Source organism: Streptomyces chattanoogensis (assembly GCF_001294335.1).
Classification (GTDB): domain Bacteria; phylum Actinomycetota; class Actinomycetes; order Streptomycetales; family Streptomycetaceae; genus Streptomyces; species Streptomyces chattanoogensis.
Window position 1 is genome coordinate 12801 of record NZ_LGKG01000168.1, and the last position, 20513, is coordinate 33313.

The 20513-nt window shown below is 73.3% G+C and carries 17 protein-coding genes; 8 read left to right on the top strand and 9 right to left on the bottom strand.

From position 1 onward, the window contains the following. Positions 1–85: 85 nt before the first annotated feature. Positions 86–817: a maleylpyruvate isomerase family mycothiol-dependent enzyme gene (locus ADL29_RS31750; protein ID WP_053927000.1), complete on the top strand. Its 732-nt coding sequence runs from the start codon at positions 86–88 to the stop codon at positions 815–817. Between the two features lie 12 nt (positions 818–829). Next, positions 830–1486 carry an MBL fold metallo-hydrolase gene (locus tag ADL29_RS31755; RefSeq protein WP_053927016.1) on the top strand — a complete coding sequence of 219 codons (657 nt, stop codon included), beginning with the start codon at positions 830–832 and terminating at the stop codon, positions 1484–1486. A gap of 30 nt (positions 1487–1516) precedes the next feature. Here ADL29_RS31755 and ADL29_RS31760 read toward each other — a convergent pair whose 3' ends face one another. The 4 genes from ADL29_RS31760 to uvrB all read right to left on the bottom strand — a co-directional run bounded on the left by ADL29_RS31760 (position 1517) and on the right by uvrB (position 7702). Then, on the bottom strand, positions 1517–2500 hold the full coding sequence (locus ADL29_RS31760; protein ID WP_053927001.1) for a TerC family protein: 984 nt from the start codon (positions 2498–2500) through the stop codon (positions 1517–1519). 281 nt (positions 2501–2781) lie between these two features. Next, positions 2782–4737, bottom strand: coding sequence for a TerD family protein (locus ADL29_RS31765; protein ID WP_053927002.1), 1956 nt, complete (start codon positions 4735–4737; stop codon positions 2782–2784). 103 nt (positions 4738–4840) lie between these two features. Further along, a complete protein-coding gene (locus ADL29_RS31770) occupies positions 4841–5419 on the bottom strand; it encodes a TerD family protein (protein ID WP_053927003.1) in 579 nt (192 codons plus the stop codon). Between the two features lie 147 nt (positions 5420–5566). After that, on the bottom strand, positions 5567–7702 hold the full coding sequence (gene uvrB / locus ADL29_RS31775) for an excinuclease ABC subunit UvrB (protein WP_053927004.1): 2136 nt from the start codon (positions 7700–7702) through the stop codon (positions 5567–5569). A gap of 524 nt (positions 7703–8226) precedes the next feature. Here uvrB and ADL29_RS31780 point away from each other — a divergent pair. From ADL29_RS31780 to ADL29_RS31790, 3 genes are all read left to right on the top strand, one after another. After that, a complete protein-coding gene (locus tag ADL29_RS31780; protein ID WP_046928590.1) occupies positions 8227–9111 on the top strand; it encodes a glycerophosphodiester phosphodiesterase in 885 nt (294 codons plus the stop codon). Positions 9112–9232: 121 nt separating this feature from the next. Beyond that, positions 9233–9805, top strand: a complete 573-nt coding sequence (locus tag ADL29_RS31785) for a methylated-DNA--[protein]-cysteine S-methyltransferase (protein WP_078971438.1) — start codon at positions 9233–9235, stop codon at positions 9803–9805. An 84-nt stretch (positions 9806–9889) separates the two neighbouring features. After that, positions 9890–10432 carry a DUF1697 domain-containing protein gene (locus ADL29_RS31790; RefSeq protein ID WP_053927005.1) on the top strand — a complete coding sequence of 181 codons (543 nt, stop codon included), beginning with the start codon at positions 9890–9892 and terminating at the stop codon, positions 10430–10432. A gap of 21 nt (positions 10433–10453) precedes the next feature. On the opposite strand, the gene ADL29_RS31795 is transcribed toward ADL29_RS31790, so the two are convergent. After that, positions 10454–10924: a type II toxin-antitoxin system PemK/MazF family toxin gene (locus tag ADL29_RS31795; protein ID WP_046928588.1), complete on the bottom strand. Its 471-nt coding sequence runs from the start codon at positions 10922–10924 to the stop codon at positions 10454–10456. Between the two features lie 142 nt (positions 10925–11066). Here ADL29_RS31795 and ADL29_RS31800 point away from each other — a divergent pair, with 142 nt between their 5' ends. Next, positions 11067–12533 carry a WGR domain-containing protein gene (locus ADL29_RS31800; protein ID WP_053927006.1) on the top strand — a complete coding sequence of 489 codons (1467 nt, stop codon included), beginning with the start codon at positions 11067–11069 and terminating at the stop codon, positions 12531–12533. A gap of 25 nt (positions 12534–12558) precedes the next feature. Here the strand turns inward: ADL29_RS31800 and ADL29_RS31805 are convergent, their stop codons facing one another. The 3 genes from ADL29_RS31805 to ADL29_RS31815 form a co-directional block, all read right to left on the bottom strand. Continuing rightward, the gene (locus ADL29_RS31805) at positions 12559–13197 is read right to left on the bottom strand and encodes a nucleoside/nucleotide kinase family protein (protein WP_046928586.1); all 639 of its coding nucleotides are present in this window, start codon (positions 13195–13197) and stop codon (positions 12559–12561) included. A gap of 24 nt (positions 13198–13221) precedes the next feature. Continuing rightward, positions 13222–14166 (bottom strand): IclR family transcriptional regulator domain-containing protein, encoded by a 945-nt coding sequence (locus tag ADL29_RS31810; RefSeq protein WP_107095138.1) that lies wholly within the window; start codon positions 14164–14166, stop codon positions 13222–13224. 149 nt (positions 14167–14315) lie between these two features. Then, positions 14316–15260: a quinone oxidoreductase family protein gene (locus tag ADL29_RS31815; protein WP_053927007.1), complete on the bottom strand. Its 945-nt coding sequence runs from the start codon at positions 15258–15260 to the stop codon at positions 14316–14318. Between the two features lie 723 nt (positions 15261–15983). Here ADL29_RS31815 and ADL29_RS31820 point away from each other — a divergent pair. Both ADL29_RS31820 and ADL29_RS31825 read left to right on the top strand, forming a co-directional pair. Further along, positions 15984–17366: an NAD(P)/FAD-dependent oxidoreductase gene (locus ADL29_RS31820; protein ID WP_053927008.1), complete on the top strand. Its 1383-nt coding sequence runs from the start codon at positions 15984–15986 to the stop codon at positions 17364–17366. Positions 17367–17508: 142 nt separating this feature from the next. Then, complete coding sequence (locus ADL29_RS31825) at positions 17509–18585, top strand: RNA ligase (ATP) (protein ID WP_053927009.1); 1077 nt, start codon at positions 17509–17511, stop codon at positions 18583–18585. A 27-nt stretch (positions 18586–18612) separates the two neighbouring features. On the opposite strand, the gene ADL29_RS31830 is transcribed toward ADL29_RS31825, so the two are convergent. Beyond that, positions 18613–20499, bottom strand: coding sequence for a helicase-associated domain-containing protein (locus ADL29_RS31830; protein ID WP_078971439.1), 1887 nt, complete (start codon positions 20497–20499; stop codon positions 18613–18615). Between the last annotated feature and the right edge of the window lie 14 nt (positions 20500–20513).

Sequence of the window (20513 nt, forward strand, 5' to 3'; positions counted from 1 at the left end):
GCCCGCCCCTCCCCCTTCACCCGCGTACGCCCCGGACAGCGCCGGCCGACTCCCCAACCGCGCCCGGTGGCGCTAGCTTCGGAGCATGACCCACACCCCGCCGGACTTCCCGCGCGACACCGCCGCCGTCCGTGAGGCCACCGACCGGCTCCTGGTCTCGGCCGGCAAACTGGACGACGAGGCGATCGCCGAACCGTCCCTGCTCCCCGGCTGGACCCGCGGCCACGTCCTCGCCCATCTCGCCCGTAACGCGGACGCCCTGAGCAATCTCCTCACCTGGGCGCGTACGGACGTGCGCACACCCATGTACGCGAGCGACACCGCCCGCGACGCCGACATCGAGCGGGACGCCGACCGCCCGCTGGCGGATCACGTCAAGGACCTGCAGGAGAGCGCCGCCCGCTTCGACGCGGCGGCCGGGGCACTGCCGGACGGCCGGTGGGCGTACCGGGTCGAGATGCGCAACGGCGTCACCGAGCGCGCCGACCGCCTGGCGCTGCGCCGGCTGGCCGAGATCGAGCTGCACCACATCGACCTCGGTGTCGGCTACACCCTCGACCGGCTGCCGGCCTTCTTCACCGAGGCCTATCTGGACTTCCTGGCCGCGGTGAAGTTCGCCGGGCACCGGGATCTGCCCGCCCTGGAGCTGGTGACCCCCGACGGCAGCCGCAGGCGCACGGGGCGTACGGACGGCGACGCCGCGCCGGTGGTGGTGACGGGTGCCGCGGCGGACCTGGTCGGCTGGCTGACCGGACGCGCCGACGGCGGCGGACTCGACACCGCGGGCTCCCCCCTGCCCGGCGTCCCGCCGCTCTAGAGTGATCCCATGATGGCCTACAGCGGAGCAGTCAAGGTCGGCGGACCGGCCGACGTGCACGAGCTGACCGACCTGATGATCTCGAAGGTCGCGGTCGGCCCGATGAACAACAACGCCTATCTGCTGCGGTGCCGGGCCACCGACGAGCAGCTGCTGATCGACGCCGCCGCCGAACCGCACACTCTTCTGTCGCTGATCGGCGACAGCGGCATCGCCTCCGTGGTCACCACGCACCGGCACGGTGACCACTGGGGCGCGCTGCGCGAGGTGGTCGATGCGACGGGCGCGCGGACGTACGCGGGGCGCCACGACGCCGAGGGGATCCCCGTCCCCACGGACGTCCTGGTCGAGGACGGCGACACGATCACGGTCGGCCGCGTCGAACTGACCGCTCGCCACCTGGTCGGCCACACCCCGGGCAGCATCGCCCTGGTCTACGACGACCCGCACGGCGCCCCGCATCTGTTCACCGGCGACTGCCTCTTCCCCGGGGGCGTCGGCAACACCTGGGGCGATGCGGAGAACTTCGCCAGCCTGATCGACGGTGTCCAGACCAAGCTCTTCGACCGGCTGCCGGACGAGACCTGGGTCTATCCGGGCCACGGCGACGACACCACGCTCGGCGCGGAGCGTCCGCATCTCGCGGAATGGCGCGAGCGCGGCTGGTAGCCCGGCAGCCGTACGGGGCCGGCGGCGGCCTCAGACGCGCACGTCCTCCCCGGCCGCCGCCTCCGCCGCCGCCTGCTTCTTCGACGCGAGCAGGCTGGTGACCGTCGTGACGACGAGGACGGCGCAGATCACACCCAGCGACACCGGAATGCTGATTTCCGGAACGGCCACACCGGATTCGTGCAGCGCGTGCAGTACCAGCTTCACGCCGATGAACCCCAGGATGACCGACAGGCCGTACGAGAGGTGCACCAGCTTCTTGAGCAGCCCGCCGATGAGGAAGTAGAGCTGCCGCAGGCCCATCAGGGCGAAGGCGTTGGCGGTGAAGACGATGTACGGGTCCTGGGTGAGGCCGAAGATCGCCGGGATGGAGTCCAGGGCGAAGAGGACGTCGGTGGTGCCGATCGCCAGCATGACGATCAGCATCGGCGTCATCAGCCGCCTGCCGTTCTCCACGATGAACAGCTTGGTGCCGTGGTACGTGCCGGTCGACGGGAAGCGCTTCTCGACCAGCTTCAGGAAGCGGTTCTCCTCGAACTCCTCGTCCTGGTCCTCGGCGCGCGCCTCCTGGATGAGCTTCCACGCGGTCCAGATCAGGAACGCGCCGAAGAGGTAGAACGCCCAGGAGAAGTTGGCGATGATCGCGGCGCCCGCGCCGATGAACCCGGCCCGCAGGACCAGCGCGATCAGCACCCCGACCATCAGCACCCGCTGCTGGTACTTCGCCGGGACCGCGAACTTGCCCATGATCAGCACGAAGACGAAGAGGTTGTCGACGCTCAGCGACTTCTCGGTGATGAAGCCCGCGAAGAATTCGCCGGCGGGCGCGCCGCCGCCGAAGACCAGCAGTCCGAGGCCGAACAGCGCGGCGAGCGCGATCCAGACGCCGGTCCAGATACCGGCCTCCTTGAGGGAGACCTCGTGCGGTTTACGGCCGCCGATGAAGAAATCGGCGGTGATCAGGGCGCACAGACCGAGGATGGTCAGCACCCACAGGGTCAGGGAAACGTCCACTGCTCCTCCGGCAGAGTCGTACGGCACTCACAGCGTCGTCGCTGCCGGAGGTCTCTTCCGCCCGGCGGACGCCGGGCCGGCGCCCCGGGACCGGGTCGGGCCGATCGGTCCGTGATGACGGGTACGCCGCAGCGGGAATACTCCCCTCCGCACCAAGAAGCGTAAAGGAAAGCCAAGGAATAGTAAAGGAAAGGGTAAAACTCCTGGTCTGACAGGGAGCGAAGAGGGGCGATGGGGGTGACGGGCAAGGGACCGGGGCGGCGGGGTGCGCGGGTGACGGATCAGTGGCGGTGCGCGGGGCGGGCCTGGGCGAGGCGGCCGAGGACCTCGCGCAGGACCCGGCTGCCCTGGGGGGCGAGCGACGGCTCATAGGTCCAGGCGTGGCCGACCCAGGGGTCGGCGAGGTGCGCGTCGGGCACCGGGGTGATCCGCAGCAGGGACCGCCACAGCGGGTCGAGGACCGGGCCGTACTCCTGGGCCTGGGCGCGGTCGGCGACCATCAGCAGATGCACCCCGACCGCGGGGCCCTCGTCGGCGAGGTAGCGCAGCCGGGTGACGGCGCGGTCGTCGAAGCCGTGCGGGAAGTCGTGCACGATCAGCAGCTGTTCGGCGGTGTCGATGTCCGGCGGCAGGGAATCGGCCGCGCGGTTGCGCACCGCCATCTGGACGAGATCCACCCGCCGGGTCAGCGCCTCCAGGACCTGGGTGACCCCCTGGGCACCGGCCGCCGGGGGCTCGCGCAGGGCGCCGGTCTCCAGCAGCGGGGCGAGCGCGGACACGGCCGTGCCGCCGGGATCCACGACCTGGACGGCGAACGTGCCGGCCGGGTGGACGGCGAGCAGCCGGGCGGCGACCGCGACGGCGGTGTCCAGGGCGAGACGGCGCACCTCCGCCTCGTCCGGCGGGCCGTCGGTGAGCGCGCTGCCCAGCTCGCGGCGGCCGAACTCCCGCTCGGGGCCGGGGCCATGGGCGTAGCCGGCCGGTCCGCTGTCGATCCACAGCCCGCGCTCCAGGGGGAGCCGGACGAGCATGGGGATGCGCAGGTCCAGGACCTCCGGGAGATGCAGATCGCCCAGGCGGAGCCCCATCGGGGGCTCCAGCGGGACGTGGTAGCCCTGCCATACGGGGGCGCTCCAGCGGGCGAAGGCGGGCGGCAGCGCGGGCTCGACGACCTCCGACTCGGCAGCGAGCTGGGCGAGGTCGCGGTCGAGGGCGGCACGGGCCTGGGTGATCAGCGCGGCGTGCTTGTCGCGGGCGGTGGCGCGGGCGACGTCGGCGGCCGTGCCGAGGCGGTCGCGCGGATCGGCGAGGGCCTTGTCGAGCTCCTGCTCCAGGCGCGACTCGGCGAAGTCGCAGGCACTGCGGTAGGCGGCCACCGAGCGGGCCAGGTCCTCGAACATCCCCCAGACCTGGTTGTAGAGCCGCTCCTCCATGCTCCACCCGGCGGCGTCGCCCGCAACGGGGGCCGGCGGGGCATCCGACGGGGCGGCCGCGGGGGCCGGGGCCTTCGCCGTACGCCGCTTGGGGTGGCGGTAGTCGATGGGGCCGCCGGCCGCCGGGGCGGCAGTGTCCGCAGGGGCGGCGGTGTCAGGGGTGTGGGAGTCCGCCGGGGCGGCGGCGTCCGCGGGGGCCGTCGCGGGCCCCTCGGCGCGGCCGGCCGCCACAGGGGACTGCACCGCCCGGGCCTGCCCGAGGCTGACCGCCTCCTCGATCTCCGCCGCCAGCTCGGCGGCCTGCGCCAGCCCCTGGTCGCGCAGCATCGCCGCCAGGCCGTCGGCGTAGCCCTGGCCCACCGCGCGCACCTTCCAGGCGCCCTGCCGCCGGTACAGCTCGACGGCGACGACGGCGGTCTCGGCGCCCAGTCCGGTGATGGTGTAGCCGGCGAGCTGGGTGCCGTCGAGGCCGGTGACCGCGACCCTCGGCGCGGCCGCCGCGCCGAACCCGGTCAGGGAGCCGGTCCCGGTGGCCAGCGCCAGCAGCACGCTCACCCGGTGGACGGATTCGGCCAGCGCGTCGAGGTCCACCGCGACGCGGTGCTCGGAGGCGGCCTGGCGGGGGACCTCGATGCCGGTGCGGCGGGGCGCCCCCGGGTGGGCCACCGCCTCGGTGCCGGACAGCCTGCCCTGGTCGTCGCCGAGGGTGACCCCGGCCATGACGGGCCCGCCCGCGCTGATACGGATCTCCACACGGGTTCGGTCCAGTGGATGGTTCTGCCCACGGACCAGCTCGGCCGTCATCGTTGTTCCCCCTGGTTGGCGTACGTCCGGGCCGGCCCCGGGCGCGGTGCCCGGGGGACGGCGGCGGCGCGGCCCGGTGCGCGCTGCCGCTGCGGTGCGGTGGTTACAGGTGCGGCACCATGGCGGGCACCAGGTCCTGGAAGGTGCGGCCGTTGGTGGGCGCGCCGATGGCGGTCATCGCCCAGCCGTTGCCCGCGCGGTGCACCTTGGTCATGACCTGTGCGGTGTACTGGCCGCCGCCCGTGAGGGTGTAGCGGGCCAGCTCCTGGCCGTTGGTCTCGTCGACCAGCCGGCAGAAGGCGTCCTGGACCTCGGCGAAGGTCTGCCCGGTGAAGGAGTTGACGGTGAACACGATCTGGTCGATGTGCACCGGCACCCGTGCCAGGTCGACCAGGATCGCCTCGTCGTCGCCGCCCTGCCCGGCGCCGCCGACCCGGTTGTCGCCGGTGTGCCGCACCGAGCCGTCGTCGCTGACCAGGTGCTGGAAGAACACCACGTCGACGGGCTTCTTGTCGGCGAACAGCACGGCCGAGGCGTCGAGGTCGATCTCGTTGGTGCGCCGCCCGAACAGCCCGCGCCGCGGGGCCGAACGCCAGCCCAGCCCCATCCGCACCGCGGTCAGGGTGCCTCCGTCGGACTTCTGCAGGCTGATTCCCTGCCCCTTGGACAAATTGACCGACACGCGCCGTCCCCTCTCCGTACTTCTCCGCCCGCTTTTCCGGCGGTGCCCCCGACCCTACGCACGACGGCCCGCCAAGGGCGCGTCAGCCCCGCCTTTTGTGGCGTTTCTGCAACACACCGCGCCCGCGCCGACGTGCGGCGACGCCCGTCACTTCACCCCGGCCTCCCTCATCTGCCGCAGCTCCTTCTTCAGTTCACCGACCTCGTCGCGGAGCCGGGCGGCGACCTCGAACTGCAGCTCCGCCGCGGCAGCCCGCATCCGCTCCGTCATCTCCTCGATGAGCTCGGCCAGTTCGGCGGCCGGCCGGTCCGTCGGCACCGCTGCGGCCCTGCCGCCCTTGCCGGCCTTGCCCTTCGCCCCGAGCGCGGGAACGGGCGCCTTGGCGCCCTTGCCGCCGGCGCCCTCCGGGGGCTTGCGGTAGTCCGTGCCGAGCAGCTCCTGGGTGTCGATCTCCTCCCGGACGATCGTCGCCACGATGTCGCCGATCTTCTTGCGCAGCGGCTGCGGGTCGATGCCGTTCGCCTTGTTGTACGCGAGCTGCTTCTCCCGGCGGCGGTTGGTCTCCTCGATGGCCTTCTCCATCGCCCGAGTGGTCTTGTCGGCGTACATGTGCACCTGGCCGGAGACGTTACGGGCGGCGCGTCCGATCGTCTGGATCAGGGACGTACCGGAGCGCAGGAAGCCCTCCTTGTCGGCGTCGAGAATGGCCACCAGGGACACCTCGGGGAGGTCGAGGCCCTCCCTCAGCAGGTTGATGCCGACCAGGACGTCGTACTCACCCGACCGCAGCTCGCGCAGCAGCTCCACGCGCCGCAGGGTGTCCACGTCGCTGTGCAGGTAGCGGACCTGGATGCCGAGCTCGAGGAAGTAGTCCGTGAGGTCCTCGGCCATCTTCTTGGTGAGCGTGGTGACCAGGACGCGCTCGTCCTTCTCCGTGCGCGTGCGGATCTCGTGCACCAGATCGTCGATCTGCCCCTCGGTGGGCTTGACCACCACTTCCGGGTCGACCAGGCCGGTCGGGCGGATGATCTGCTCCACGAAGCCGTCGCCGCGGGAGAGCTCGTAGGGGCCCGGGGTCGCGGAGAGATAGACGGTCTGGCCGATGCGCTCGAGGAACTCCTCCCACTTCAGCGGCCGGTTGTCCAGGGCCGACGGCAGGCGGAAGCCGTGATCCACGAGGGTGCGCTTGCGGGAGGCGTCGCCCTCGTACATGGCGCCGATCTGCGGGACGGTGACATGCGACTCGTCGATGACCAGCAGGAAGTCGTCCGGGAAGTAGTCGATGAGGGTGTTGGGCGCCGAGCCGGGCTCGCGGCCGTCCATGTGCATCGAGTAGTTCTCGATGCCCGAGCAGGAGCCGATCTGCCGCATCATCTCGATGTCGTACGTGGTGCGCATGCGCAGCCGCTGGGCCTCCAGCTGCTTGCCCTGCTTCTCCAGCTCGGCGAGGCGGTCCGCCAGCTCGGCCTCGATCCCGGTGATGGCCCGCTCCATGCGCTCCGGGCCGGCGATGTAGTGGCTGGCCGGGAAGACGTACAGCTCCTGGTCCTCGCTGATCACCTCGCCGGTGAGCGGGTGGAGCGTGGACAGCGCCTCGATCTCGTCGCCGAACATCTCGATCCGGACGGCCAGCTCCTCGTAGACCGGGAAGATCTCGATGGTGTCGCCGCGGACCCGGAAGGTGCCGCGGGTGAAGGCGACGTCGTTGCGGGTGTACTGGATGTCGACGAAGCGGCGCAGCAGCTGGTCGCGGTCGAATTCGTCGCCGACCTTCAGCGGCACCATCCGGTCGACGTACTCCTGCGGCGTGCCCAGGCCGTAGATGCAGGACACCGAGGCGACCACGACGACGTCCCGCCGGGTGAGCAGGGAGTTCGTCGCGGAGTGGCGCAGCCGTTCGACCTCCTCGTTGATGGAGGAGTCCTTCTCGATGTAGGTGTCGGACTGCGGGACGTACGCCTCGGGCTGGTAGTAGTCGTAGTAGGAGACGAAGTACTCGACGGCGTTGTTCGGCAGCAGCTCGCGGAATTCGTTGGCGAGCTGGGCCGCGAGGGTCTTGTTGGGCGCCATGACGAGTGTGGGGCGCTGCAGCTTCTCGATCATCCACGCGGTGGTCGCCGACTTGCCGGTGCCGGTCGCGCCCAGCAGGACGACGTCCTTCTCACCCCCGCGGATGCGCCGTTCCAGCTCGGCGATGGCCGTCGGCTGGTCGCCACTGGGCTGGTAGGAGCTGACGACCTCGAAAGGCGCCACCGTGCGTTCGATCTTCGATACGGGCCGCATGAGACCCACCGTACGACCCCGCACTGACAACCGGCGGACAAACCCTCCGACCAGCGGATTCGCGCGAATGGCCGCAGCCCGGCCGGGAAGCTCCCGGACCGGCTCCGGCCGGTCCGCCGCGGGCGCCGCCGGTCCCCGGCGGGCCGGGGTCCGGGGCCGGGTCCGGCGGGTCTGACCTCGTCCGGTCCGCCGCGGAGCCCGGACGCCGGGCCGGGCCGGGCCGGGACAGGTCCGGCAGCGCGGGGCAAAACCGGTCACCAGCACGACGGGTGACACGGCATCGGCCGAGATGCGCACCGGCCAGGGCTCCGGCAAGTTGGACGCGTCGGGCGCACGTCTGCTGCACGGCAGTTACGGGCATCCTGCATCTACGGCGCTCACACGGAATACCGGCCACTTCTCCTTCAGTCCCCGGCCATCCTCCGACCACCTCCCGCTACGGCCCGGCTGCGAGCCTCCTGCCCGTATGACCGGTGCACGTCATTTCAGGTCAGCACACGTCCCCGACGTCACGAGGAGTCCGTATGCGTATTCGCCCCGTCGCCACCGCGCTCGCCGGTGCGTTCCTCGGTCTGTCCGCGGTCGTTCTCCCCGGCACGCCCGCGCAGGCCGCGGCCAACGGGCACCGGACCGTGGCCGTCGCCCACCGCGGCGCCCCGACACACGCCCCCGAGAACACCCTGGCCTCCATCGACGCGGCCCGCCGCCTCGGCGACCTCTGGGTCGAGAACGACGTCCAGCGCACCAAGGACGGCGAGCTGGTCATCCTGCACGACAACTCACTGGCCCGGACCACCGACGTCGAGCAGGTCTTCCCCGACCGCAAACCCTGGAACGTCAAGGACTTCACCCTCGACGAGATCGAGAAGCTGGACGCGGGCAGCTGGTTCAGCCCGGAGTTCGAGGGCGAACGGGTGCCGACCCTCGAGGAGTACATGGACGAGGTCGAGGAGAACGGCCAGCGGCTCCTGCTGGAGCTCAAATCGCCGGAGCTCTACCCCGGCATCGAGCTGCAGACCCTGACGGAGCTGCGCCGCGACGGCTGGCTGGACCGGAGCCACGTCAAGCGCCGGCTGATCGTCCAGAGCTTCAACGCCGACGCCGTCAGGACCGTCCACGCCCTCCGGCCGGACGTCAAGACGGGCTTCCTCGGCACTCCGGCGGTCGCCGACCTCCCCACGTACGCCGAGTTCTGCGACCAGATCAACCCCAACTACACGACGGTGACGCCCGGCTACGTCGAGGCCGTCCACGGGCTGAAGGGCCCGCACGACCGGCGGCTGCAGCTCTACACCTGGACCGTCGACGACGGCGCCAAGGCGGTCAGCCTCGCCCGAATGGGTGCCGACGGCATCATCAGCAACAAGGCCGACGAGATCCGCGACGCGCTGGAGACCAGCGGCGGCTGAGCGTTCCGGACGGCGGGCGGGCAGGGCGGACGGCTTCGGCGGCGGCGCCCTGCCCGCCCGCCGTCCCCCGGCCGGGCCGTGATCCGGCCGCATTGTCGGTGGCGGGTCCTACTCTGATCGTGTGACGAATTCTGCGCAGGACGCCGCCCCCGCGGAGGGCACGGCCCGCCGCGACTGGGCCTGGACGCGGACGCCGGCCCCCATCGGTCCGCTGCTGCTCGCCGCGACCCGCGAGGGTCTGGTCCAGGTGGTCTTCCATGCCGACGAGCGGACGAGCCGCCGCGCGCTGACCCGACTGGAGCAGTGCTTCGGCGGGCCGCCGGTCCCGGAGATACCTCATCTGGCGACGGCCACCGCCGAGCTCGCCGCCTATTTCGCCGGGGAGCTGCGGTCCTTCACGGTCCCGCTGGACTGGTCGCTGTCGTCCGGCTTCAACGCCCGGGTGCTGCACGCCCTGGCCGACGGCGTCCCGTACGGCAGCGTGGCCGGCTATCAGGACCTCGCGGACCGCGTCGGGGAGCCCGGCGCCGCCCGCGCGGTGGGCGCGGCGATGGGCTCCAATCCGCTGCCGGTCGTGGTTCCGTGCCATCGGGTCGTGGCCAGCGACGGCGGTATCGGGGGCTTCGGCGGCGGCCTGGAGACCAAACGGCTGCTGCTGGCCTTGGAGGGTGTGCTGCCCGCACCGCTGTTCTGACCGCGTTCCGCGCGGATCCCCGTCCCCCACGTCCCCTCCCCCGCCGGCTCACCGCCGGCGTCCGGCTCCTCGAAGGGCAGTGCCATGTCCCGTCAGATCGCCCTGCTCCGCGGCATCAACGTCGGCGGCCACAACTCCTTCCCCAAGGCGAAGCAGCTGGCGCTGGCCGAGTCGCTGGGTTTCCGGGACGTCTCCGTCCTGCTGGGGACCGGCAACCTCGTCTTCACGGACCCCGGGACGCCGCCCGAGGAGACTGCGCGGCTGCTGCACCACCGGATCGCCGCCGATCTCGGCCTGGACGTGCCGGTCGTCGTCCGCACCCGCGACGAGCTGGCCGCCGCCATCGCCGCCAACCCGTTCCCACAGGCCGTGCCGGATCCCAAGAGCCTGCACGTCACGTTCCTGTCAGCGGCGCCGACGGACACCTCACGGCTGGCTGCCCTCGACGAGGCCGCGTTCGCGCCCGACCGGTTCCGGCTGATCGGGCGCGAACTGTACCTGTGGTGCCCGGGCGGCATCGGCCGCTCCAAGCTCGCCGAGCGGGTGAGCCGCGCCCCGCTCGGGGTGACGGCGACGGCCCGTAACTGGAACACCGTCACCAAGCTGCTCGCGCTGGCGGACGGCTGACGGCACCGGCGAGCCCGGTGGTCAGCGCCAGCCGTAGCGCTCGCGCAGCCGGTTGACGACCAGGTTGAAGCGGCCCCGGTCCAGTGCGCAGGCCTCGCGCCGCATCCCGGCCGGGTGCACCCGCAGCACCCGGTCCACCGCCACCCACGAGTCACGCCCCGCACGGTCCCAGGGGCCCGCCCCGATGGGGACCCACTCCCGGTCGTTGTTGTGCCGCTTGCTGGACAGCTGCACGGCCAGCAGGGTGCCGGCGCGCTCGCGGGCGACGACGAGCACCGGCCGGTCCTTGCCGCGGCCGTCGTTCTCCTCGTAGGGCACCCAGGTCCACACGATCTCGCCGGGGTCCGGGTCGCCGTCGTGGTCGGGGGCGTAGGTGGTCGTGACGGTGCCGACGGAGCGCGGCGGGGCCTCCACGGTCGCGGTGGGGCCGTGGCGGCCGGGCAGCGCGGCGGAGTCGTCGGATGCGGGGACAGGGGTGGATGACGTGGTCATGACCTCACGCTATCCGCCCTCGTCAGCGGGGTGGGAGGCGGTCCCCGACCGGCGCCCGGCGGTCCGTTGTCAGTGGTGGGCCCTACGGTTTTCAGCAGCGGGGAAACGGTCGCAGGGACCGTCCCGGGGAGGGGAGTTCGCCATGTCCGAGACGACGTCCGGGACGCTGCCGGGAGCGGCATCCGACAGCACGACGTATCTGGAGCTGTCCCAGGACGGCGGCGGCGCCCACAAGTTCTACGAGGTGACGGTTTCGGGCACGGCCGTCTCGGTGCGCTACGGCCGGATCGGCGCGGCCGGCCAGCAGCAGACCTCGGCCTTCCCCACGCGGGAGAAGGCGCAGGCCGCGGCCGCCAGGAAGATCGGCGAGAAGGTGCGCAAGGGCTATGCGCCGGCGGTCCGCGGGCAGCGCGCCGCCCGGCCTGTGACGCACCGTCAGGTCACCTCCGCCCCGTCGACGGCGCGCGCCGTCGCACCGGTGCTGTGGCGGTTCCGTACGGGCGCCTCGGCGTTCGGCATCCATGTCGCCGAGGACCGCTGCTGGGTGGGGAACCAGAACGGCGATGTCTTCACCCTCGGCCACGACGGCGAGGTGCTCGCCCGCTATCAGCTCCCCGACGGCGTCAAGTGCCTGGTGGCGGACGATTTCTGGATCTACGCCGGCTGCGACGACGGCACGGTCTACGACCTGTCCTCGAAACTGCCGTTCGCCGCCTACGACATCGCGCCCGATGTCGACATCTTCTGGCTCGACATCCGCGAGGGAATCCTCAACGTCGCGGACCGCAGCGGCGGACTGACCGTCATCGACCACGAGGACGAGTACCAGTGGTCGCGGCGCAGCGCGGGCCGGCACGCCTGGATGGTGCGGCGCGACGAGCACGCCGTCTACCACGGCCATCACCGCGGCGTGACCGCCTATCGCGCCGACGGCAGCGGCGAGTTGTGGCACACCCCGACCACGGGCGCGGTGCTGTTCGGCTGGCAGGAGGACCACGCGGTGTACGCCGGCACGGACAAGCGGGTCGTCCAGCGGCTGGCGAAGGACACCGGCGCCGTGGAGGCCACCTACGCCTGCGACACGGTCGTCTACTCCTGTGCCACCGCACTCGACGGCCGCTATGTCTTCGCCGGGGACTCGGCCTCCTCGGTGTACTGCTTCGCCGCCGACGGCACCCGGCTGTGGAAGCTGGGCACGGGCGGCGGCTCGGCGCTGTCGATGCAGTATCTGGACGAGAAGCTGTACATGGTGACCACCGACGGCTCCCTGGTGTGCGTGGATGCGAGCGATGCGGCCATCGCCGCCGCCCGTTCGGGAACGGTCCCGGTCGCCCGGGACGTCAAGTCGGCCGCCGCGCTGCCCACCTACACCCCGTCCGCGACGGTGCGGACGGTGACGTCGGCCGCGGCCTCCGGCATCGTGGTGGAGTGCGTCCAGGAGGGCGGCCGGCTGCGGGTCCATGTGGTCTCCGAGGGCTATGAGCCGTCCTGGAACGTCCAGTTCCCCCGCCACATACGCCGCGCCGGCGCGCGCTATGCCGTCGAGGACCTGTCGCCGGCCGCGGGCGGTTTCTACCGCGTCCGCGGCGAGATCCGGCAGATCGTCTGACGCCCCGGGACGCATCCGGCAGCGGTCAGCCCAGCCCGGACCAGGCGGGCCGGCGGGGGTCATCGGCCCGTACGACGACATCCGCCGTCTCCTCGGGCCGCGTCTCGTCCTCGTAGCGCGCGAACGCGGGCAGTGTCCAGCGCTGGTCCTGCGGCGTACGGCGGGCCAGCGCGGCGGGCGACAGTTTCAGGTGCACACAGAGATCGAGGGGGAACCAGTGGCCGAGCAGGAAAGGGCCGTGCAGCAACAGGACGCCGCCGGGCGGCAGTTCCACGTATCCGCTGCGGGTGGCGCGGTCCGCGACCGGGTCCCACAGGTCCGGGAGCACCCGCCCGGTGCCGCCCGGGTCCAGCGGCTGGAACACCTCGCGCCACAGGGCCCGCCGGTCGAACCACTCGTCGTGGAAGGCGTCGGGGTCCTCGCGGCCGTACTCCAGCCGCAGGGAGGCGGGGCGCAGAAAGCCGAAGGCGCCGGCCTTGTGCACCGCCCGCCCCCGGATCCGCAGCGCCTCGGCGAGCCGCCCGGCCAGTGCGTCCGGCGCGGCGGCCGGAGCCCCGTCGACGGCGATCCGCAGCCAGGGGCTCCCGTCCTTCGCCGTCATCGCGGCGATGTGCCCGGCGAGCGCGTCGGTCAGCCGTTCCCAGGTGATCGCTTCGAGCCGCACCCTGCCATTGTGCCCGGCCGGGGGTCAGGCTCCGTCCGCGGACGGGCGGGCGGCTCCGCGGCGGCTGAGTTCTGCCGCCGCCTCCTTCGTCGCCTCGACGACGCCCTCCGGCGGCTGCGGCATCACGGACTTGGGCTTGAGCAGCAGGGCCGAGCCCATGATGGAGCCGTCCCATATGATCGGCGCCGCGCAGGAGTTCCAGCCGGCCATGCATTCCTCGTAGCCGAGGGCATGGCCGAGGTCGCGGACCTCCGCCAGGGATGCCAGCAGCGCGTCGTTGTCCCGGTAGACGCCGGGTCCCGCCTGGTCGGGCACGGGCTCGGCAAGCACCCGCTGCTGCAGCACCTGCGGCAGGTAGGCGAGGATCGTCCGGCCCGAGGCACCGGTGCGCAGCGATCGGGTCACGGACAGCACATCGCGGGGCGTCATCCCCAGCTCCGCGAGGTCGGAGTCGCCGACGGCCATGTCGACGCACTGACGCTGCGCGCCGGAGAACGGCGCCACCATGTAGAGGAACGCCAGCCCGCCGTCGGTGGCCTCGCGCAGCCGGCGCAGCACCGTCTGCGTGATGTCGCCGTCGAGGCGGTGGTCGAGCGCGGTGAAGGCGAGCTGGGCGGCCGAGGTCCGCAGCCGGTAGAGGCCGCGGTCCACCCGTTCGAAGATGCGCTGGTAGATGCCGGACTGCAGGATGCGGTAGACGACGGAGTCGTCCAGGCCGGTGAACTCCGCTATCTCGCCCGGCCCGTGGGCGTATCCGCCCAGTTCGGCGAAGGCCGTCTGGACGAGGAAGACCCGCTCGGCATGGCCGGATCCCGACGTCCTCGGCGCCGCGGCCGGCGTGCCGTCGGCGGCCTGGCGCGGCTTCCTGGCGCGGCCGGGGGTGCGCTGCGTCCGGGCCGGGGTGCCCGGTGCGGAGGGGGAGGCGGCCGAAGCCACGGCTCCCGACGCTGTGGTGCTCTTGCCCGTCATGTGCTCTCTCCCCTGGCAGTGATCCGCGCCCGTAGGCGCACGGCATATGTGCGAGCCGGGCCTGCGGCCGCTCGCGGTCCCCGCTGCTGCCCGGGCGGACGGCTCCGGGGTGCCCTCCCGGAGCCGTGGTGCCCGCCGTGCGCCCTGGACTACCGGGTGACGTCCAGGGTGAGCTTCCCGGTCGGGGTGCGCGCGGCCAGATCGTGGTGCGCCCGAGCCGCCTCACCGAGAGCGTAGGCGGTGCCGGTCAGCGGCCGCAGCCGGCCGTCGGCCACCGCGTCGAACAGCGCCCGCATGGAGGTGGGCAGGGCCGTCCGGTCCGCGTAGAGCTGCGGCAGCCAGAAGCCCGAGAGCGTGATGGAGCGCTCCATCAGGTCCCGGGCCGGGACGCTCGTCTGCTCGCCGCCGGCGAAGCCGTACACCGCCAGCCGGCCGCGCGGGGCGACGGCGGCGAGGGTCCGCGTGAAGGTCACCCCGCCGGTCATCTCCAGCGCCGCTTGCACGGGGCCGCCCGCCGCTGCCACGATGCGCTCCGTCAGGTCCTCTGCCGTGGAGTCGACCACCGCGTGGGCACCCAGTTCCGCCGCCAGCTTGCGCTTGTCCTCGGAACCGGCGAGGGCGATGACCCTGGCCCCGGCGTGCGCGGCGAGCTGGACGGCGAGCGAGCCGACACCGCCGGCCGCGGCCGGGACGACGACGCTCTCGCCCTCGGTGATGCGCAGCGAGGTGAACAGCAGATGCCAGGCGCTGTTGCCCTGGAGGGCGAGCGCGACGGCCTGTTCGTCGGTGACGGCGTCGGGCACGTCCCAGGTGACCCGGCGGTGCAGCAGCGCCCGTTCCGCGTAGCCGCCGCCGCGGGTCAGCCCGACGACGCGGCGTCCGCCGTCCACGGTGCCCACGACCTCGTTGCCCGGGATGTAGGGCAGTTCGACGGGCGCGAGGTAGGTGTTGTCCCGTACGTGCACATCCGCATAGTTGATGCCGGCCAGCGTCACGTCCACCAGCGAGTGGCCGCCGCGGGGTCCGGGCTCGGGCACGTCCTCCAGCCGCAGCACGTCCGGGCCGCCGAATTCTCGCATCACGATCGCGCGCACGACTCTCCCTCGGATTCTTCGGTGCGGTGCCCGCACAGGGTAGGCACGGCACCCGCCGCCCCGGGATCACCCGATCAATTCGCGCCAACCATCCGGCCGTTCGCGCGCCGTCCCACCGCCCCCGGCGCCGCATATCCGGCGGTTTTCTCGCGACACGAGAAGGCGATGGCACACTTTCCACCGGTTGTGTCGTTTTTACGCGAGATCTACCCAGCGGTATCCCCGGGGTGGCTCCTACTCATCTCTTGTTCCAAACCCGCTACCGGAAGTGATCGCCGCCGCCTACGATCCGGAAATGTGCCCGCCGTCGGCCGGATACGACGGCCGCGCCCCACGGACGGCGCGCGTTGTGCGAGGCAGTCGCGCCAGTCCGCCCCACCTGGTGACACGGGCGGGTGGCGGAAGGTGCGGCCCTGTGTGCGGCGGGGCGGGCACGGCCTGAGGGGGAGTCATGATGGGGAAATCGGGGGGCGGCAGGCCGGCGTCCGCGCCGGCCTGCCGGGACCTTCAACGGGCACTGCCGCCGCTGCCGGCACCACTGCGCCTCCTGCGGGCCGCCTGCGCCACCCTGCCCGCTTCGGTGACGGCCTCGCTCACGGCCGCCACCGACGCGGTTGTCGCCGCCGCCCGCCGGCACTCCCGTATGCACGCGGCACCGCCCTTTCTCGAGGCGACCCGCTACCGCCGGGACACCGCACGCCCCCGCCGAGAAAGGCATTGCCCATGAACGCGCCGAGCAGTACGGGCCCCGCGGGGCTCCAGTTCACCCACCCGTATCTCGCCGTCGTCCTGGGCGGGGGGTTCTCGGGGATGCTCGCGGCCGCGGCGCTGTCCGGGTACGCCGATGTCGTCGTCGTCGAGCGGGACCGGCTGCCGCGCACCCCCGCGCTGCCCACCGACCTGCCGCAGGCCCGGCACGCCCATCTGCTCTCGGCGGACGGCGCCCGCACCGTGGAGGCGCTGCTGCCCGGGGTGATCGAGGGGTGGCTGGCCGGGGGCGCGCGGCCCATGCCGCTGCCGTCCGCGCCCGCGGGCCCCGCCCCGCAGGGCCGGTTATCCCAACGGTCCGCGCAGTGTGTGATCGCCTGTTCCCGGGATCTGCTCGACCGGGTCGTCCGCGAGCAGGTGCCGGCCCTCGAGGGGGTCGGGGTCCTCGACGGGACGGAGGCCGAGGAGCTGACCGGCACGGCGGAGCACATCACCGGGGTGCGCGTCCGGGACACCGTCACCGGCCGGGCCCGCCGGCTGGACGCCGACCTGGTCATCGACGCCACCGGCCGGCACTCCACCACGCCCGCCCGGCTGGCCGCGCTGGGCCTGCCCGAGGTCCGCGAGGAGATCGCCGACTGCGGCATCGTCGCCGCCACCCGTATCTTCCGGGCCCCGCCGGGCACGGAGAACTGCCCGGTGATCACCGCCCGTTCGCACCCCGGGGGCCACCGGGACCCCGGCCGGACGGCGACGCTGATCCCCATCGAGGGCGGCCGCTGGCTGGTCACGCTCACCGGCGCCGGAGCCGGCCGGCCCTCCGAACACGCCGACCGGTTCGTGCCGTTCGCCCGTGGCATACCCCACTCCGTCATCGGCGACCTGATAGCCGACGCCGAGCCGCTGAGCGAGGTCCGGCTGACCCGCGACACCGCAGGCCGGCTGCGGCGCTACGACCAGCTGCGGTCCTGGCCCACCGGTTTCGCCGTGCTGGGCGGCGCGGTGGCCGGGTTCACGCCCGACTACGGCCAGAGCATGGCCGTCGCCGCCCACGGCGCCCTCGCGCTGCGCGAGGCGCTGCACCGGCGGGGGCTGGACGATCCGGGGCTCGCCCGTGCCGTGCAGCAGTCCCTCGCGCGTATCACCCAGGCGCCCTGGGAACAGACCGCGGACCAGGCACAGCCCGCCGCCGGGCGCCGGCCGTCCGCGGCCGGGCGGTTCGTCCGCGACGCCGTCAACGGCGTGTTCGGCACCGCCCTCGGCCGCCCCCCGGTCTGCCGCGCCTATGTCGATGCGGTCCGGCCCGCCACGTCCACCGCCCGCTTCACGCGCCGGTCCGCCTCGGTCCCCCTGCCGGCGGCGCCGCCGGCCGGCCCCCGCAAACCGGCCGACCGCTGACGGATCCGGGGGCGGCCCTCCGCCCCCGGGAAAATCCGTTCGCCCGGCGCTCCTGCCTCGATCACAGTGGTGACGGAGCGCCGCACCGGGCGGCGCGGTACCACCGCCGTGCCACCACGGTGAAGAGGAACGGGGATTTTGCATGTCGACGCTGCGCGTCACGGTCGAGCACGTGACGGTTCATGAGCATCCCAACGCCGATGCGCTGGAGCTCGCCCAGGTCGGTCTCTATCGCGCCGTGGTCGCCAAGGGGGCCTACCGCACCGGCGACTTCGCCCTGTACATCCCCGAGCAGGCCGTTCTCCCGCAGGAGTTGGTGGCCGAGCTGGGGCTGACCGGCAAGCTGGCCGGCTCCGCGGCCGACCGGGTCAAGGCGATCCGGCTGCGCGGCGAGCTGTCGCAGGGCGTCGTCTGCCGGCCCCGGGCACTGGACGGTACGGACCTGGCGCGCGCGGCCGCGGACGGCACCGACTTCGCCGGGGTGCTCGGGATCGTGAAATGGGTGCCGCCGGTGCCGGTTTCGATGGGCGGCGAGGTGGAGCCGGCGCCCGGTCTGCTGCCGTGGATCGACATCGAGAACCTCAAGCGCTATCCGGAGGTGTTCCCCGAGGGCGAGCCGGTGGCGGTCACGGAGAAGGTGCACGGCACCGCGTGCTGTCTGACCTACAGCGCCGGGGACGGCCGCGTCCAGGTGACGTCCAAGGGGCTGGGGGCGCAGCGGCTGGCCCTGGTGGAGGATCCGAAGAACCTGTACTGGCGGGCGGTGCGCGCCCATGGCGCGGCCGGGGTCGCGGCGGAGCTGGCCCGGGAGCTGGGGGCGTCGCGGGTCGGTGTCTTCGGCGAGGTGTACGGCGACGGCGTACAGGATCTGGGCTATGGCGCGGACAGCCGGCGCGGTGAGCCCGCGTACGCCGTGTTCGATGTCGCGGTGGAGGCCGGCGGGCAGGTGCGCTGGCTGGCGCCGGAGGAGCTGGCGCAGGTGCTGGACGGGCGGCTTCCGGTGGTGCCGACGCTGTTCACCGGTCCGTACGACGCGCGGCGGGTGATGGAGCTGGCCGAGGGGCGCGAGACGGTGTCCGGGCGTGCGGTGCACATCCGGGAGGGGGTGGTGGTGCGTCCGCTCGCCGACCGCTACAGCCCGGTGGTGGGCGGCCGCGCCATCGCCAAGGTGGTCGGCGGCGCGTATCTGACGCGCAAGGGCGGCACGGAGTACGAGTAGCGGCGCGCCGCCCGGGCCGCCGGGGTCTCAGGCCTCGGCGGCCCGGCCCAGGAGGCGTTGGGCGAGGACGAGAGGGGCTCCGGGGTCCCGGGTCGGCGCGGGGGTCTTGGTCCGGTGGGTGGGCAGGCGCTCGACCGTCGTCGCGCCGCTGCCGGATTCCAGGGCGGGGGCGTAGCCCGCCGCGCGCAGGGCCGCCAGGGTGTCGGCGGGCGGGCGGGCGCTGACCAGGACGGTGGGGGCGATGGCCCGCAGTCCGAGGTCGCGCAGGGTGCGGTGGGCGGCCAGCTCCTTGACCAGGGTTTCGTCGTCGGAGCGGACGCAGCAGGCGGCGGGCACGACGCGCATCCGGCCGTGGGTGCGGGCGGTGTCCTGGACGAGGTAGCGGAGCGGCTGCGGCAGGGCGCCGGCTGCCGAGGCGGCGGCGAGGTCGTCCAGGAGGGTGTCGGCGGTGCGGCCGGTGTCCAGGGCGCGGCGCACGGAGGCGGGGGTGAAGCGCCAGGTGACGGCGTGGCCTTCGGACTCCCGGTCGGCCGCGGCGGCGAGGAGTCCGTCGAGCGCGGCGGAGGGGCGGCCGGGGACGACGGCGGTCAGGTCGGCCTGGAAGTGGGCCTGTTCGAGGAGCGGCGGCAGCAGGTCCCGCAGTGGTTCGCCGAGGGTCTGGGGGTCGGCGAGGAGGGCGCGGCCCAGGGGCGTGAGGGTGCCGTGGGCGGTGAGGCCCAGGCAGGCGGCTTCGTGGAGGGTGTGGGCGGCGCGGTCCTCGGCCGGCGGCTGCCGGGTGACGGCGAGGGGGCGGTACCAGTCCGCTGCGGCGAGCAGGTCCCGTAGCTCTTCCTGCTCGGGGGAGGGCAGGGACGGCAGTGGTGCCCCGGCACCGAGGGGGACGGTGGCCAGCGCGGCCAGAAGGGCGTGCCGCAGGGCGGGGGCGTGCCGGTCGTGGCCCCGTACGAGCGCGGTCGGGGTCTCGCCGAAGGGGGTGTGGGTGGGGATGGCCCACAGGGCGGACCAGGCGGCCAGTACGGGGGCGAGACGCTCGCCCGGCGGACGGGCGAGCCAGTCGTCGTAGGCGGCGGTGGGGAGGGCGGTGATGCCCGACGGGGTGCGGGTCAGCGCGATCAGACCGGCGGCGAGGGCGAGGTCGAGGAGGAGCCGGGTGTGGGGTTCGGTGGCGCCGGCCGCCTTGGCCAGCCGTTTGATCTCACGGATCGTCAGCCCGCCCGATTTGCGCAGCGCGGCGGGCTGCGTCGCCAGGGAGGCCAGGAGGCGCTCCAGGGTGGCGGCGAGGGTGGCGGCGGCGGCTCGTGATTCGTCGAGCAGGGACTGTGCGGTGAGCGTCGTTCGCCCGGTGCCGGGCGCGGGGCCGGGGGCGGCCGGCGGGGCGGGCTGCGGCGCGCTCCCGGCGAAGGGGCCGAGGTCGTGTGCGGCCAGGAGCTGCGGGGTCCGCGGCGGGACCACGATGGCGCCGTCGTCGGCCGGCGCGGCCAGGCCGTCGTCGTACAGGGCGTGCAGGGCACGCTCGGCGGCCGTCCGCTCGGGGCCGGGGCCGGTGGCGCCGAGGGCGGCGTAGACGTCCTCGGGCGGGACGGGTTCGCTGGCCAGGTGGGCGAAGGACAGCCGGTGGGCCATCAGGGACTGGTAGTCGGCGCCCGGGGCGGGGGCGGCGGGGCCCGCGGCGGCGCGTCCGGCGCGCTCCTGGCTGATCCGGGCCGCGGCGGCGAGCACCTGCAGCCGGGGGTGGTCGAGGTGGATCACCAGCTGGTGGAGGACCTCGTACGACCACAACGCGCTCGCCAGGCCGCGGAGTTCGGTGGGTGCGGGGCGGCGGGCGAGCGGCTCGGCGTGGCGGGTGAGGAGAACGGCGAGCTGCTCCGGGGTGCGCCGGGCGAGGGACCGGGTGAGTGTGTCGAGGCCTTCCACGGGGTTGAGGTTAG

Coding starts and splice junctions, on each gene's coding strand:
- ADL29_RS31750 (WP_053927000.1), top strand. CDS start 86: ATGACCCACACCCCGCCGGACTTCCCGCGCGACACCGCCGCCGTCCGT.
- ADL29_RS31755 (WP_053927016.1), top strand. CDS start 830: ATGGCCTACAGCGGAGCAGTCAAGGTCGGCGGACCGGCCGACGTGCAC.
- ADL29_RS31765 (WP_053927002.1), bottom strand. CDS start 4,737: ATGACGGCCGAGCTGGTCCGTGGGCAGAACCATCCACTGGACCGAACC.
- uvrB (WP_053927004.1), bottom strand. CDS start 7,702: ATGCGGCCCGTATCGAAGATCGAACGCACGGTGGCGCCTTTCGAGGTC.
- ADL29_RS31780 (WP_046928590.1), top strand. CDS start 8,227: ATGCGTATTCGCCCCGTCGCCACCGCGCTCGCCGGTGCGTTCCTCGGT.
- ADL29_RS31790 (WP_053927005.1), top strand. CDS start 9,890: ATGTCCCGTCAGATCGCCCTGCTCCGCGGCATCAACGTCGGCGGCCAC.
- ADL29_RS31795 (WP_046928588.1), bottom strand. CDS start 10,924: ATGACCACGTCATCCACCCCTGTCCCCGCATCCGACGACTCCGCCGCG.
- ADL29_RS31800 (WP_053927006.1), top strand. CDS start 11,067: ATGTCCGAGACGACGTCCGGGACGCTGCCGGGAGCGGCATCCGACAGC.
- ADL29_RS31810 (WP_107095138.1), bottom strand. CDS start 14,166: ATGACGGGCAAGAGCACCACAGCGTCGGGAGCCGTGGCTTCGGCCGCC.
- ADL29_RS31820 (WP_053927008.1), top strand. CDS start 15,984: ATGAACGCGCCGAGCAGTACGGGCCCCGCGGGGCTCCAGTTCACCCAC.
- ADL29_RS31825 (WP_053927009.1), top strand. CDS start 17,509: ATGTCGACGCTGCGCGTCACGGTCGAGCACGTGACGGTTCATGAGCAT.